This window comes from Acidobacterium sp. FHG110202_01, assembly GCF_059115305.1.
The window spans coordinates 18,750-34,966 of record NZ_JBZYWJ010000005.1; the positions used below are offsets into that span (position 1 = coordinate 18,750).

Consider the following 16,217-nt stretch of genomic DNA (forward strand, 5'->3'; position numbering starts at 1 on the left):
TAGAAACGCTCCTAACGTTGCGGTTTGGCGCTGAACTTAATTAGGTTTTATCTGAGCATCCATCTGAAATGCGGGGTGAAAACTGAAGATCCAAAAGTGGGGAGACAGCGGCGTGTCTATGCGGGTGAGCGCCGGAAGGAAGAAAAGCACGCCGAAACAGTATTGCCTTGTTTTACTTATAGGGTTTTGCTGCGCGGCTTATGCACAGAGTGGTCAGCAAGCCGTATACCGGCAGACAAATGCTCCTGTTGAGCAACGCGTCCATGATCTTCTGCGGCGCATGACATTGGAAGAGAAGGTACGGCAGCTTGATCTTTATGCCGGCGCAAAAGAAATCGTCGATAAGCACACCGACGATACGCATGCGACAGCGGATGCGGTCTTTCTCCCGGAGAAGGCACAGACGTTGTGGGGCAATCTCGGCGTTGGCGGAATTCACGATCTCTATCCCACCCCAGACCAGGCAAATGCGATTCAAAAATGGGTGATCGAACATAACCGGCTGGGTATTCCGGCAATGTTTATTGAGGAGGGACTGCACGGCTTCAACACAGGGACTGTCTTTCCTACGCCGCTCAATCTTGCCGCCACCTGGAATCCGAAAATTGCGCAGGAAACCGGAGCGGCCATTGCGGCAGAGGCACGCTCTATTGGTGTCGACATGATCCTTGGCCCGGTTCTCGACCTGGCGCGCGAACCGCGATGGGGCCGCGTGGAGGAGGACTTCGGCGAGGATCCGTATCTGACCGGGCAAATGGGGCTTGCCTATGTGCGCGGAGTCCAGGGCGAGGGCCTGAATACAGACCATACCGTTATCGCAGAACCCAAGCACTTTGCCGGACACGGCTCACCCGAAGGCGGCACAAACACGTCGCCGGTTCACATTGGCGAGCGTGAACTGCGCACCGTAATGTTGAAATCGTTTGAGCCTGCTTTTCGCGATGGCCATGCGATGGCCACAATGGCGGCATATCACGAAATCGATGGGATTCCAGTGACGGCTGACCCTTTCCTGTTGAAAGATATCCTTCGCAGCGAATGGGGCTTTCAAGGCTTTGTACTCTCCGATCTCGGAGCGATTCAGCGCTTATATAAGGTTCATCATGTTGCGGCCACACCCAGAGATGCTGTCTGCATGGCGGTTCGCTCGGGTGTTGATATGCAGTTCTATGACTTCGATCACGATGTTTTCCAAAAAGCTCTGATCGATTGCGTGCACGATGGGTCGCTATTGCAGGCGGACCTGGATCGTGCCGTGCGATCTGTGCTGCGCGTGAAGTTTGAGCTGGGGCTCTTCGATCATCCTTATATAAACCCACAACTCAATCGGCAGGTCTACCGCTCGTCGGCGCATCTGGCGCTTTCACTGGAATCAGCGCGGGAGTCGATGACCTTGTTGAAGAACGAAGGGCATCTGCTTCCATTGTCGAAATCGGTTCAGCGGATCGCTTTGATTGGTCCCAATGCTAATGTGGCCCGCTATGGTGACTATGAAAAGGAAGAGAACGGCGAACACATCAGCATGCTGGATGGCATTCGGGCTATGGTCCCTCGGGCAAGCGTCACCTTCGATGATGGTAAGGACATTGCCGCAGCAGCCGCCAAAGCAAACGAAGCCAATGTAATCATTCTAAGTCTTGGAGAATGGCAGGGCATTTCGGGCGAGGGCTTTGACCGTTCGAATCTGGATCTTCCCGGCAACCAGGAGCAACTGCTGGAAGCAGTTGTCGCCACAGGTAAGCCCGTAGTGCTGGTGCTCGAAAATGGCAGGCCGCTGACGATTGGATGGGCGAAGGAACATGTGCCTGCGATTCTTGAGGCATGGTATCCGGGCGAGTTCGGAGGCAAGGCAATTGCCGAAACGCTCTTCGGCGACAATAATCCTGCCGGACGCCTCACTATTACTTTTCCCGAAGATGTAGGGCAGCTGCCAGTCTTCTACAATAGCGATCCCTCACGCATGTATAAGTATGTCGACAATAAAGGAAAGCCGCTTTTCAGTTTCGGCTTCGGGTTGAGCTATACCACCTTTCGTTATGACCATCTGGCAGCGCAGGCGCCTCCAGGCGGAAGCCATGACGATGTGAAGGTGTCAGTCGATGTGACGAATACGGGTGAACGCGAAGGCGATGAGGTGGCGCAGCTTTATCTGCGGGAAGACGTGAGCAGCGTAGAGACACCTTTCCGCTCCCTGAAGGGCTTTCAGCGAATCCACCTGAAGCCGCAGGAAACAAAGAATATCACTTTTCGTATTCCGCAAGAGCAGCTCGCAGTGTGGAATGCGGAAAAGAAATGGGCGATCGAGCCGGGGAACTACACTGTCTGGGCAGGTGGCTCGTCTGAAGCTACACTGAGCGGGCAATTTATGCTGCGACGGTAGCATTTTCGCTGGCTTATTTACTTATACGAAACTGTTACAAGGGCCGTTAAGAATCGAATCAAAGATTTAGAGGCTCTGCTCCCAACCGTTAGCCGGCCTCCTAACCTTGCCAAAACCCCTTGAGCGCCTCCTAGTGTTGTGGCTGCTTGAGCAAGGCCCATGCCTCGCCCAGCCAAAACTATAGATAGGGGGCGACATGAGAGAAAGGCAATACGCATCTCTACCCGTAAATTCAGATTCAGAGAGACGGCCGACGCAAACCAGACTTACTCTGTTTTCCATCATTCTCATCTTTTGCGCCTGGATCACAGGCGCTTTTCTATTCCAGCCAAAGGCATTTGGACAGGCAGAGCAGGGCACCATTACCGGGGCGGTCAAAGACACTTCCGGGGCAGTGATATCCGGAGCAAGGATCAGCGCTACAGATGTAGCCACAAATACAGCCAGCTCCACAGTTTCCGATAGCAACGGCTATTACACGATTCCATACCTGGCTCCGGGCACTTATAACGTCACAGCAGAAGCGCCGGGATTTGCTCTGACGACGATTTCCGGCATTCACATTACGGTGAACCTCTCAACAAGCGTGAATCTGATCTTGAAAGTTGGCGCTGTCTCGCAGAGCCTCACAGTGAAGGCCAACGCAATTCAGCTTGAGACAGAAAATTCCGAACTGGGTGGCACGGCCTCCCGTCAGCAGATTATTGAGCTGCCACAACTCGGCCGCAATCCTTATAACCTGCTTTCTCTGCAGCCGGGCGTGCTGCCGGTGTATTCCAATGCCGGTATTCAGGCCGAGATCAACGGCGGCATGGCAAACACCAGCAATGTCATGCTCGATGGAGCCACACAGGTAAACAGTTCATCAGGCGATCTGGCCTACACGCCGCCGCTCGAATCAGTGGGCGAATTGAAGCTGATCACCAACAACTATTCTGCTGAATATGGGATGTCAGGAGGCGGCGTTGTGACCGCTGCTTCTGAATCAGGTACTAATACTTATCACGGCAGTGCCTACGAGTATGTCCGTAACACGGATTTCAATGCAAATGGATGGTATCCGAACCACGTAGGGCAGGAGCGCAGCACATACCACGAAAATAACTTCGGATTCAGCCTCGGTGGTCCTCTCTCGATTCCCAAAATCTATAACGCCAGGAACAGGACATTCTTCTTCCTGAATCTTGAATGGGACCCGCAGAGCACGCCGTCCCTTATTACCGGCAGCGTTCCTACACCGGCAATGCGGACGGGGGATTTCTCAGGGCTGGTCGATCAGAATGGTAACCAGATCACCATCTATGACCCGAATACGACAACGCTGGTTGCGGGCACGACAAACACATGGACGCGCAGCCCGTTTCCCGGCAACATCATTCCTGCCGATCGCATGAACAATCCGATTGTGCAGAATGTGCTTAATTATTATCCGCTGCCGAATACGACTGGCGTCGAGGGAATCTACAACAATTTCGCAATTACCAGAACCCGGAAGACCTCGCAGAATACATTCCTGGCGCGTGTCGATCAGAATTTCGGCAACAGCCATAAAGCCTTCGTCTCAGTGGGGCGTCACGCTTATACGGGGATTACTCCGCTGGTCAACATTGCGTTTCCGCAGACAGATACAAATGGAAATCCAGGCGGAGCAACAAACACGGCATGGACAGGAACGATCAGTGATACCTGGACCATAAAGCCCAACCTGCTGATGGAATTCCGCGGAAACTTCGTGCACAGCTTTTATGGAACGCTGGTTCCGAGCCAGGGATTTGACGTTGCCAACCTTGGCTTTCCGCAGTCGTTTGTAGAGCAAACGGAGAGCAAGATTTTTCCGCAGTTCCAGATCGGGGATGAGAACAGCCTCGGCCTTGCCAACTCTGCCGTGGACTCGGATACCGAAGGCAGCAATCAGGGGCAGGCTCACCTGACATGGACAACTGGTCCGCACACGGTCAAGGCGGGTTTTGAGTTCCGGTTCGTTTACTTCAACCAGTTCCGTCCGCTCAATCCGGCGGGATACTTCACCTTCGGACGCGCCTATACACAGGGACCAGACCCGGCCAGCGCAACCTCGGATGCCGGATTTGGATTCGCGTCCTTCCTGCTGAGCGCTCCTGATGGCGGTTATACGACCAGAGATGCATCAGCAACATCGTCACAAAAGAATATCGATGCCTATGTGAATGATGACTACAAGGTGACCAACAACCTCACTCTGAACCTTGGGCTTCGCTACGATGTGCTGACGGGATGGACTGACCGTTATAACAAACTGACCTGGTTCAATCCGACAGCCCCGGATCCGGTGACCGCACTTCCAGGCGTAGTCGAGTTCGCAGGCGTGAATGGGAATTCACGCTCGGAAAACGACACGGACTGGACAAACTTTGCTCCGCGTCTTGGCTTCGCCTACAAGCTTGGGGACAAGACCGCGATTCGCGGCGGATACGGCCTCTTCTGGGTGACCAACAGCGATGGCAACGTTGCTGGCACAGGATGGCAGGTAAGCACGAACGTATACACCGGGGCTCCTTCGCCTGCTCCGAATACTCCTCCTGCGGGAGCGACGCTCTCGAATCCATTTGCGGCCGGATATCTTCCTTATCCCGCACCGCCAAGCTCGCTGGTGGGACAGGGCATCGGTGCGCCTTATCGTCCTGGCACCCTCCCCAATCATCAGGATTGGAACCTGAGCGTCCAGCGGGCACTCTCAACCGGAACAGTGCTTACCGCTGCTTATGCCGGATCGCGTGGCGAGCACATCTGGTATAACCTCGATCGAAACTCCGCGCCAATCGGCGATCTGAGCCTTGGCTCCAAACTCACGCAACAAGTGTCGAACCCGTTTGCCGGAGAGCTGCAGGGACAACTGGGCGCTCCGACAGTTGCTTATAGCCAGCTGCTGCGGCCCTTCCCGCAATATACGGGCGTGAGCTGGTATCACGATCCGGTGGGAGATTCTTATTACGACGCTTTCACCGCGCAGTTGCAGCACCGCGATGACGCGCATGGGTTTCTTCTGCAGGCCTCCTATACATACAGCAAGAACATCAATGATATTCCCGAGCGGTATGCCGGTCGTGGCGGGGCGATCATTGACCCCACAAACCTGGGGCTTTCGCGTGCAGTTTCAGAATATGACCGCACGCACTACGTGATCTTCAACTACATCTATCAGCTTCCCTTCGGGCATGGTCATCAGATGCTTGGCAAAGGAGTGATTGGCAACATCATTGGAAACTGGCAATGGGCCGGCGTCACTACATACGGCTCCGGACTTCCGGTAATCATTACTGTGCCTAATAACACCAACCTTCCCGGTATTGGCGCCGTCGCAGACAGGCTGCATGATCCGCAGCTTCAGCGTGGTCAGAATCCGGATAAATGGTTTGATACCTCAGCTTATGCGATTCCGGCGCCGTACACCACAGGCAACGGAAACCGCAACGAGCCGCGGCTTCGTGGTCCTGCCCTGGGTAACTGGGACATGAGCCTGAATCGCAAACAGCAGTTTGGCGAGCGCGTAAGTTTTGAACTGCGCTTTGAAGCATTCGACGCTTTCAATAACCGCAATCTCGGTACGCCCGATGGTTCGATTACTGATGGCACGTTTGGTCAGATCACCAGCAGCGGACAGCCGCGTAATCTGCAGATTGGCGCGCGGCTGGCTTTCTAGATTTTCATAAGCATGCAGGCGAGCTTTAGAGTAGGTCTGCATGCATTCGTCTAAACTGAAACCTCACCGAAAGCAGATCAAATATAGAGAGTAGAGGAATGGCAAACAGCTTGAAGTACAAGCACACATGCGTGCTGATGGCGCTCTTATGTGCTTTTTCACTGGAAGGGCAACAGGCCAAAACACCGGTAGATTATGTTTCACCAAATATCGGCAGCATTGGGCAATTGTTGCAGCCCACTGTTCCCTATGTTCAATATCCGCACGGCATGATGCGGGTTGCTCCGGTCACTACGCCTGGAATTACTGACCGCTACCTTGCCGACAAGATTTACGGCTTTCCGGTAGGGCCTGCGATGCTGATGGCCTCCACCGGCAATACCAGTATGCGCCCGAAAGACTATGCTTCGGATTTCGACCACGATTTTGAAACGGCAACTCCGTATTACTACGAAGCCGATCTCCAGACCTGGAATATAAAAGCGGAACTGACTACCAGCAAACAGGCCGCTTATTACCGATTTACATTCCCTGCAAGTGCCCATGCTCATCTAGTCTTGAGTACGAAAATTCACGCTGAACTGACCGTTGCGGGGAACAATGCTATCGAAGGAAGCGAGAGAGTAGTTGGTCCGGTCGGTGAGCTATCAGGAACGCCAGGAGAGACTCGCGAGTATTTTTATGTGGAGTTTTCCAAGCCGTTTTCGAATTACTCCACATGGCAGGCAAACGGCGAGCTTTCACAGGCGTCAAGGCGTTCCGGAGATGATCTTGGTTTTGTAACTGACACTGCGACAAAATCCGGCGAGCAGATAGAAGTCCGCGTTGGAATCTCTTATATCAGCGCAGAGCAGGCGCGGCGGAATCTGCAGCGTGAGATCCCTACCTGGGGCTTCGATCAGGTAAAGACTAAAGCGCGAGCGATCTGGGACCAGGCATTGGGCGCAGTCGATGTTACGGGCGGTACCGAGAAGCAGAGAACGATCTTCTACACCGCGCTCTACCGGTCGCTAGGCCGCATGACCGACATCACAGAAGATGGCAAGTACTTCAGTGGCTACGATCACAAGGTGCATGAGGCTGAGGGGCACGACTTCTATATCGATGATGGCTTGTGGGACACCTATCGCTCACTGCATCCGTTGCAGATGCTGCTCGATGCGAAACAGCAGGAAAACATGATCCGCTCCTATCTCCGCATGTATGAGCAGAGCGGCTGGCTGCCTTCTTTCCCCTCTGTGGCGGGCGATCAGGCAGTGATGATTGGGCACCATGCGGCATCGTTGATTGCTGATGCATATGCGAAGGGCTATCGGGACTTCGACCAGAATCTCGCTTACGCAGCGATGAGGAAGAATGCTACTGAGGCGACGATGATTCCATGGCAGCGTGGGCCGCTCACCAGCATTGATAAGGTTTATTTCGAGAAAGGATTTTTTCCTGCGCTGGCCAAAGGAGAGCATGAAAACGTGCCCGAAGTTACAGGCGAGCGAAGGCAGGCCACATCTGTAACTCTCGAAAATGCTTACGATGACTGGTGCATAGCGCAACTGGCAAAGGCGCTAGGCAAAACAGCAGACGCCGCGTATTTCACCAAGCTTGCGCATAATTTTGAGAATGTCTTTGATCCCAGGATCGGCTTTATGGCTCCTAAAAGCGCCGATGGCCAGTGGGTTGCGGATTTCGACCCGAAACTTGGAGGAGGGCAGGGTGGCCGCGATTATTTCACTGAAGTAGATTCGTGGCTCTATACCTTTAACGTGCAGCATGATGTTGCTGGATTGATTCGAATCATGGGCGGCCGCGAAGCATTTAATGCCAAGCTCGACCGCTTGTTCGTTGAGCAATACGGAACATCAAAGTATCAGTTCCTTGGCCAGTTCCCGGATGCCACCGGACTCGTCGGCCTCTACGCGCAGGGCAACGAGCCCAGCTTCCACATTCCTTACCTCTACATTTTTTCCGGCCAGCCCTGGAAGACGCAGAAACGCGTGCGCCAGTTGATGGAAGTCTGGTACGGCGATGGCCCACTTGGCATTCCCGGAGATGATGATGGGGGAGCCGCATCATCCTGGTATGTTCTCAGCGCACTTGGTTTTTACCCGGCATGCCCCGGTAGCCCTGTATATGAGATCGGAAGTCCGATCTTCACCAGGAGCGCGATCCGCCTCGGCAATGGAAAGCTCTTTACCATCATTGCGCGCAATACCTCCGCGCAAAACAAATACATCCACTCTGCAGAACTGAACGGTAAGCCGCTCAATAAGGCGTGGTTCCAGCATGCGGACATTGCCAATGGGGGAACGCTGGTTCTGGAGATGGCCGACAAGCCCAACCTGCAGTGGGGCAGTGCACCTGATGATGCGCCGCCGTCGATGTCGAACAATGCGAATTAAATTGGAGAACAAATGAACATGCTGAATGATGCAGAGCCTACGCGCCGCCGTCTCCTCTCTTTTGGAACTGCCGTTGGTTTGGGCTCTTTGATAGGATTCACTGATCCAGCTTCAGCGGAACAGAACAAAGCTGCAGGATTCTACATCGATGTAAGAAATCACGGTGCGCACGGCGACGCCTCGACCGATGACACCGCTGCATTCCAGCGCGCGCTGGATGCGGCGCATAAGGCCGGTGGAGGGACTGTCTATGCTTCGCCGGGACGGTATCTCTTTCGCGGAACGCTCACGCTGCCGGAAGGTGTGACGCTGCGCGGCTCCTTCAGTTGCGTACCTTCGCACAATGGCATCCGCGACAAGGGCCAGCCAAAGCCGGGAGATGACGGCACTGCGTTTTTTGTTGATGCAGGCCGCGGGAACGAAGATGGAACACCGTTCCTTACGCTAAACACCAACAGTTCAGTCTGCGGGCTTTCCATCTATTATCCGGAACAGAGAACAGATGCCGAGCCAATTCCGTATCCCTGGGCTATCGCCATGAGGGGCAAGAACCCGGCTATCTTTGATGTTGAACTGCTCAACCCGTATCAGGGCATCGACGCCAGCAAGAACGAACGACACAATATACGCAATGTCACTGGGCAGCCTTTGCGCCGAGGCATCTGGGTGGACGCGATTTACGATATAGGGCGGATTGAAAATGTCCACTTCAATCCCTGGTGGAGTTCGCACAGTCCGGTCTATCAGTGGCAGACACGCAACGGCGAAGCATTTATCTTCGGCCGTTCCGACTGGGAATACGTGCTGAACACATTTTGTTTTGGCTATCGTGTCGGTTACAAGTTTGTAGAAACGTCGACGGGCGGATGCAACGGAAACTTTCTCGGCATTGGTGCCGATGATTGCAACCGCGCTGTTCTGGTGGAGCAGGCTGCTCCATACGGCCTGCTCATCGCGAACGGGGAGTTTACTTCTTTCCACGGAGAAGACCCGACCATGGTAGAGGTGCGTTCCACCAATAAGGGAGTTCTTCGCATCAGCAACAGCGCCTTCTGGGGACCGTGCAATCAAATTGCAAAAATCGATGGCCGGGGCACAGTCGGCTTCAGCGATTGCACCTTTGTGCAGTGGAGCAAAGAAGGATCGCGTGCTGCCATTCAAGCTGCTGCCGGCAGCGTTCTGATCCAGGGCTGCGAGTTCCGCGAGAACAAACCGCACCTCCTGCTGGGCAAAGGAGTAGAGCGTGCGGTGATTACAGGCAATCTTTTCACAGGCCCCGCACAGATCCAGAACGAAACAGGCAAGGAAGTTCAGATCGGCTTTAATGCTTCGTCATAATCTATTTGGAGCAGTTCAGCTTTTGACCAATCCTGAAGGAGGGCGATCGGCCGGATCGGAGGCCCACTCCTTGTTGGGCTTGCTGCCCATGCGAAAGCGCAGTTCGCCGCCGCCGACAATATTAGCATGGGTAATCCAGGAACGATTCAATGCTTTGCCGTTCAGTTCCGCGCTTTGGATATACATGTTTTCCGGAGAATTATTCTCGGCAAGAATGGAGAAGGTTGTTCCATGAGCTGAGTTATGGATTCTTACATGATTCACCAATGGGCTGCCGATGACATATACGCCTGTAGCTGCATTGACTGGATAAAAGCCGAGTGCGGCAAAGTTAAACCAGCTCGATAACTGTCCGCAATCATCGTTGCCCGGAATACCGGCCGGAGTATTGTTATAGAGCGCCGCAACCTTGCGGACCCAGTACTGTGTCTTCCACGCAGCGCCCGCGAATGTGTAGAGATAAGGAATGTGGTTGCTTGGCTCATTGCCCTGGGCATCCTGACCTACCATTCCGCTGATATCCGGCCGCGCATCTACTACATAGGAGGGAGCAGTAAACAGAGCATCCAGTTTGGCGATAAACTGCTTATCTCCTCCGTAGAGATCGATCAGACCCCGCACGTCCTGCATAACGTTAAAGGTAGCCTGCCATGCATCGGTTTCAACATAGTCCAGGTATTCCTGGTCGGGACGGAACGGCTCTCTCCATTTGCCATCTTCCATCTTGCCTCGCATGAAGCCACTTTCAGGGTCAAAAAGATTCTTATAATTCTGACCCAGTTTGTAGAACATGGCGGCATCGTCCTGCTTGCCTAGTAGCTCAGCCATTGCTCCCGCGCACCAGTAATCGTAGGCGTAATCCAAAGTAAACGATACAGATGCACTCTTTGGGTCTACAGGCACGTAACCATAATGACGAAACTGCTCCTGGGATTCCCGATGGTTTTTGACCGTCGCGCCCATCAGAGCCGTATCTCGAATTGCCGCGTATGCTGCCTGGACATCAAAGTCCCGGAACCCTCGCACATATGCTCCCACGATCATGCCCGCTGCGTGAAAACCATCCATGCTCCATGTTTCATTTCCCCAGAGTGTCCAGAAGGGAAGCGAATGCTGATTCAGTTGTTGATAGTCGGCTATAAGTGTGCGGATGATGTCGTTGGTTCGATGCGGTTGCATCAACGTGATGAAGGGAAATTCGCCGCGATAGATGTCCCATATGGAGAGCGTTGTGTATTTCGTGAAGCCCGGACTCGGGTGATTCTGGTGGTCCTGTCCCCGGTAAGCCCCATCCACATCGTTAAAAGTCGCGGGAGCGACGAGGCCATGATACGCGGCAGTATAAAACGTTTGGCTCGTCTTCTCATCCGGTAACTCCGCATCGAGTACATCTAGAGCCTTACTCCAGAGGTTCTCAGTTTGACGGGCGGTTGCATCAAAATCCCAGAGGGAAATTTCGGCAGCCAGATTTTTTCTGGCTCCATCAATGCTGGTGCCGGATATTCCAACACGAAGAATCAGAGCCCCTGATCCTGGCTCATGGCTGAAGATGGCCTGTATCTGCTCTCCCGAGAGTCGGTCTCCCGTTGAGGCTGAGCTGATTTTGCCGTCAACTTTAACCTGCACGGAAGCAGCCGGGTGTGAGAACTCCATGACAAAATAGATATCCCTGTCATGCGCCCACCCGTGCGTCGATCGACTGCCACTGATCCGCGAATTACTTTCTATGTTTAATTCCGTGTGGTAGATCTTGCTGCCAAGGCTGTGGGCCAGGTCTACGATTACGCCACGCTGGGTATGTGGAGGCAATGCGGGATAACTATACCGGTGCATTCCGCAGCGCGTTGTTGCTGCCAACTCTGCATGTACATCCGGTGTTTCCAGATGCACGCTGTAATATCCCGGGCGAGCTGTTTCGCGCTGATGAGAGAAAAAAGAGCGGTACCCCATTTCTGATTCGCTGAAAATCCACCCTGAACTTTCTCCAATGGCGTCAATTTGCGTCTCAGCCTGATCTGTTGGAATACCAGTATCCCAACTCCAGTTCCGTCCCTCCACCACAGGCATCACTAGAATGTCGCCGAGATCAACACCTCCGGTTCCCTGGACATGGGTATGGCTGAAGCCCGCGATCACGTTGTCCGGATAGTGATAGCCGGGGCAATGATCCCATCCATAGTAGTCCTTATCCGTGCCCCTTCTGCGGTTCGGTACCCCGCTTGAATCAGGACTCAATTGCACCAACCCAAATGGAGCTACTGCTCCGGGAAACATATGCCCATGCCAATCAGTGCCGATCATGGGATTCACCAGATCGACTGCCCGCTTTCCGGTATTGCCGGATGCACGAGCAACCTCGACGTCACCCGTTCTGATCATGCCAAAAGAAGGAATGGCGCTTGCAATAGCTGTTACAGTGCATCCCTTCAGGAAATCACGCCGGTGTAGGTTCTGTATTCTCTTGTTCACTGTAGATAGTTTGACGAAGACGTGGCCATGCAGGTCTCCTCAGAACCGCGCGCCCAGACCTTCGATCTCCGAGACAAAGTTATTTACAACAAGACACTCATTGTTCGATCAGAACGGCTGCGGACCGTCCAGGGATTTGTAATGTTGCCGAGGTGGGGCGTGCGTCAGGCTGCTCAGGCGTAGCCATGATGAGACTTCCTGCATTCGGCAGATCGAGTTTTGCCGTAATTGTTTTCTGAGACTCTTGATTCACAATCACAACTGCGCGTTTGCCGGATGATGAGACAAATACCGAATAGCGGTGCGATCCATCTGAGCTGACATCGGCTCCCAGCGTATCACGGAATTCAGCATCCCAAAGGTAAGCTTTGTATTTCTTCCGCAGCGCATCAATCTTCTGTCCGTAGGCAAGTGTAAGCGGGAAGTCATTCACGTGGCCTTTGAAGTTATAAGGTTCGTAGCTGATGATGTAGCGGTTCAAGAGGATGAGGTTGAGCATCTCACGGTCGTCTAGCCCAGTTGCGGCGACTACCAGAGGAGCCTGCGGATCAATATAGCGGCAGACTGCGCGTGAACCGCCATTAATCCGGAAATAAGAGACCGGATAATATTGCAGCAGCCAGTCCTGAGGGCCTTCGCCCGCAAAAATGAAATCACGGCTTACTTTATCCGCTGCTTCACGAAACTGTTGCGCGAGTGGCATATCGCCACCATAGATGTAGCGTGGCGGATGATAGCCGTGATCCGGGCTGAAAGAAAACTCAACCGGACCATGGTGACATACTTCATCGAAGAGCCAGCCGGCCGCTCCGAGATCGAGAATCTTTTGAAACTCTTTGGTGGCAATGTCTCGGAAACCCTGACTCTGCACATCCATGATGGCCCGGCGACGGTTATTGATGCCGGCCAGCTGTGTGGGAGTGGTGTAACTGTAGCCGCCTGCCTGATAGGGGATGCCGAAAGGATCCGTAGCTGCGTACTTATAGAGCTCCTTCCTGTACCATTCGGTGGTCAGGTCGGCCCAGTATATCTTGCCGAAGAGGATCATCTTGACACCCATGGCCTGCGAGCGGGCTACGGCATCACGCAATTCCTGCCATGTACCCAGACCGGGGTCCGTGTCTTGCGAGGGATCACCTCCATCCTGCCCGCCGCGGTTCCAGCCCACAAGCTGGATGGCGGTCACTCCATTCTTCGCGCATTCTTCGGCATAGGGGGCGATATTGCGATAGGGAATCGTGTAATCCTGCTCAGCCCCGTTGACCTGTAATTGCAACCATGAGTGCACATCTTTGACCCAGTCAGGAAGATGGGGTGCCGTGAACCACGTGGCGCGCCATTGCTTGTAAACATCAATACCGGCGTGCCAGTCACCGCTGTAGCTGCGCAGAACAACAGGGGCGAGTTTCTTTGTGGAGCGTGGCGGGGCAAAGACAAAGTGGCAGGTATGAAATTCCAGATGAACCGGAAGGCCGGAAATCTCATCCTGCTGCGGAACGATACTGTTGATGGATTGCAGAACTGCAGGATGCTGCTCAAAGGTGAACTGCAACAGGTAAGGCAGTGAGGGATCGTGCATGCCTACATAAAGGCCCTCCTGCGGAGTCTGGATCAGGCAGAAGAGGCTCCGCTTGGAGTCGACAGCCTTTCTTGGAAACCTCACTCCCCAATAACCCGATGCGTTATTGAAGTGCGGGTGAATCTCATCGCCAACGAGATTGCCGTACCACATATGTTCAGTGCGCATCTGTGTCTGCGGAGTGGGCGCGCTGAGATCGCCGAAATAGGGATAGTCAATGGTTTCTACTACAAGTGACGAGTCGTTGATCAGCATACTGTCGAAGGTTAGGGCGCCGTTTTCGAGTGTTACCGTGGCTTCGAACGTCAGCGGCAACTGGCCGCCATGTTCGCTGGTCAGGTCCTTCCACTCCAGGCGAACCTTATGGTCGGAAAGCTTCTCTACTTTGGTTGCATGTTGCTTTTGGCCGAGAACGAAGTTATCGCGCTGGTTTGGGAGCGGGGCGTGCAGACGAAAGGAAACACCGAGTTCAGGCCGCCGCTGGATCATCCATCCGGAAGACTTCCTCTTCAAACGAGTCAACGCGCCTGATGTTCTATCGAAAGCAACCATAAACGTTGCATCTTCTAAAACGATCTCTTCGGAGGGGTGCATTTGTGCAGCAGCGTCAGGCGTATTGGTCTCAGGTTCTGCGACTAGTTCGACGTTGCCCGATAATGCGCCGACGACAGCAGCTCCAGCTAATTTATTAAAAGTGCGTCTGTCCATCATGACTCCTGAGATAGTTCAGATACGGTAGACCCGCTTCGACGGCCTCCCTTTTTGACCTTGCCACTACTCAAGCATTTGAGGGAAGTCAATCCGACCCAGCTGCATCTCCAGATAACTTCATTGTGGTCCATGCCAAAGACTTCTACACACATCACTTTCGTGTTGCATTTCTGTGAAGCATTCAGATGTAAAAGAAGCTACTGGTGCGCTACTATAAATTTCATTTCCGAGCTCTGTCAAGAAACCGATCTCCAGTTTTGACCTAAAATTTGTTTCGATACTTGACGCATCAATTTGAGATCAATATAACGTTCTTGTCTCTCATTAGAGAGACCGGTCACTTTTGTTCTATGAAGCGTCGCTGCAAAATTCGAGCTAGAGGGGAAAAAGGATGAATGTTCAGACCTCGGTGAATCAACTGGCACGCCAGATCTTGGAGGCCGGAGAGGGAATTCTGAGGCTTGCGCCGACGTGGGTTCCCAGAATCTATCTTGTGCCTGGACGGAGGCTGAAGCTGGATCCACGTGATCTTTATGCTTATGGCACGCACCGTGGCGGCATCGACGAGCGCTGGATAGCCTCGACAACGCCTGCGATGAACGAAAACCGCACACCCGACGAAGGCCTGAGCTATGTAGTTTCAGAAAAAGAGCGCTTTACTCTCAAGGAGGCAATCGAAGCCGAGGGGCCTCGACTTATTGGGCACTCAATGTGGGAGAAGTACCATCGCTGGCCGGTCTACAGCAAATTCTTTGATAATCTTGGCCCGATTCCACACCATCTTCATCAAAGCGAAGAGCAGGCAAGGCAGGTTGGACGCGAAGGTAAACCAGAAGGCTATTATTTTCCACCTCAGTTGAATGCCACCTCGGGTAATTTCCCCCACACATATTTTGGGCTTGAACCCGGAACTAAAAAAAATCACGTCCACCGGTGCCTGGAAGGCTGGGATCAAGGAGACAACGGGATACTCGATCTATCGAAAGCGTACCGGCTCAAGCCGGGAACAGGCTGGCTCGTTCCTCCGAGAATTCTGCACGCCCCCGGCTCGCTGCTGACGTACGAGCCGCAGTGGGGCAGCGACGTGTTATCTATGTTTCAGTCCATGGTGGATGGCCGCCGTGTCGGCAGGGATCTGCTGGTGCAGGATGTTCCTCAGGAAAAACATCATGATATCGATTTTCTGACTGATCTCATCGACTGGCCTGCAAACACCGATCCTGATTTCAAGAAACACCACTACATCGAGCCCATACCTGTGGAGGATTCAGTATCAGAGGGCTATGTCGATAAGTGGATCGTTTATGGAACGATCAAGGGCGAGCAACATTTCAGCGCCAGAGAACTCACCGTCATGCCGGGAGCACGCTGCACGATTCGTGATGCCGGAGCCTATGGGCTTATTGTGACGCAAGGGCACGGGACTATCGGTAAACTGCCGATCGATTGCCCTTCTATGATCCGCTTCGGTCAGATGACTCAGGATGAGGTTTTCATCTCCCATGAGGCGGCAATGGGAGGAGTAACGTTTGAAAATCATTCGCAGACGGACCCTCTGGTGACGCTTCGCTACTTCGGGCCTGATGTTCATGCCCACATGCCGGAAGTTGGAGACCATGCTCACTGAGAATAAGGAATGGGAAAATGCGCCAGCAGCGTTTTGAA

Annotated in this window: 7 protein-coding genes; 5 read left to right on the top strand and 2 right to left on the bottom strand. The window is 53.4% G+C overall.

The window, feature by feature from the left end; all coding sequences use genetic code 11:
- The first annotated feature begins 280 nt into the window (after positions 1-280).
- The 4 genes from AC5S16_RS11635 (at position 281) to AC5S16_RS11650 (ending at position 9,793) form a co-directional block, all read left to right on the top strand.
- Complete coding sequence (locus AC5S16_RS11635; RefSeq protein WP_493930240.1) at positions 281-2,380, top strand: glycoside hydrolase family 3 N-terminal domain-containing protein; 2,100 nt, start codon at positions 281-283, stop codon at positions 2,378-2,380.
- 196 nt (positions 2,381-2,576) lie between these two features.
- Positions 2,577-6,059 (top strand): outer membrane beta-barrel protein, encoded by a 3,483-nt coding sequence (locus AC5S16_RS11640; RefSeq protein WP_493930241.1) that lies wholly within the window; start codon positions 2,577-2,579, stop codon positions 6,057-6,059.
- 98 nt (positions 6,060-6,157) lie between these two features.
- Positions 6,158-8,455 carry a GH92 family glycosyl hydrolase gene (locus AC5S16_RS11645; protein ID WP_493930242.1) on the top strand — a complete coding sequence of 766 codons (2,298 nt, stop codon included), beginning with the start codon at positions 6,158-6,160 and terminating at the stop codon, positions 8,453-8,455.
- Between the two features lie 12 nt (positions 8,456-8,467).
- Positions 8,468-9,793, top strand: a complete 1,326-nt coding sequence (locus tag AC5S16_RS11650) for a glycosyl hydrolase family 28-related protein (RefSeq protein WP_493930243.1) — start codon at positions 8,468-8,470, stop codon at positions 9,791-9,793.
- Between the two features lie 15 nt (positions 9,794-9,808).
- Here the strand turns inward: AC5S16_RS11650 and AC5S16_RS11655 are convergent, their stop codons facing one another.
- Positions 9,809-12,172, bottom strand: coding sequence for a GH92 family glycosyl hydrolase (locus tag AC5S16_RS11655; RefSeq protein ID WP_493930244.1), 2,364 nt, complete (start codon positions 12,170-12,172; stop codon positions 9,809-9,811).
- A gap of 187 nt (positions 12,173-12,359) precedes the next feature.
- Positions 12,360-14,552, bottom strand: a complete 2,193-nt coding sequence (locus AC5S16_RS11660) for a DUF6259 domain-containing protein (protein WP_493930245.1) — start codon at positions 14,550-14,552, stop codon at positions 12,360-12,362.
- Between the two features lie 391 nt (positions 14,553-14,943).
- Between AC5S16_RS11660 and AC5S16_RS11665 the strand changes: the two genes are divergently transcribed.
- Positions 14,944-16,179 carry a hypothetical protein gene (locus tag AC5S16_RS11665; RefSeq protein ID WP_493930246.1) on the top strand — a complete coding sequence of 412 codons (1,236 nt, stop codon included), beginning with the start codon at positions 14,944-14,946 and terminating at the stop codon, positions 16,177-16,179.
- Positions 16,180-16,217 lie beyond the last annotated feature (38 nt).

Coding starts and splice junctions, on each gene's coding strand:
- AC5S16_RS11635 (WP_493930240.1), top strand. CDS start 281: ATGACATTGGAAGAGAAGGTACGGCAGCTTGATCTTTATGCCGGCGCA.
- AC5S16_RS11640 (WP_493930241.1), top strand. CDS start 2,577: ATGAGAGAAAGGCAATACGCATCTCTACCCGTAAATTCAGATTCAGAG.
- AC5S16_RS11645 (WP_493930242.1), top strand. CDS start 6,158: ATGGCAAACAGCTTGAAGTACAAGCACACATGCGTGCTGATGGCGCTC.
- AC5S16_RS11650 (WP_493930243.1), top strand. CDS start 8,468: ATGAACATGCTGAATGATGCAGAGCCTACGCGCCGCCGTCTCCTCTCT.
- AC5S16_RS11655 (WP_493930244.1), bottom strand. CDS start 12,172: ATGATCAGAACGGGTGACGTCGAGGTTGCTCGTGCATCCGGCAATACC.
- AC5S16_RS11660 (WP_493930245.1), bottom strand. CDS start 14,552: ATGATGGACAGACGCACTTTTAATAAATTAGCTGGAGCTGCTGTCGTC.
- AC5S16_RS11665 (WP_493930246.1), top strand. CDS start 14,944: ATGAATGTTCAGACCTCGGTGAATCAACTGGCACGCCAGATCTTGGAG.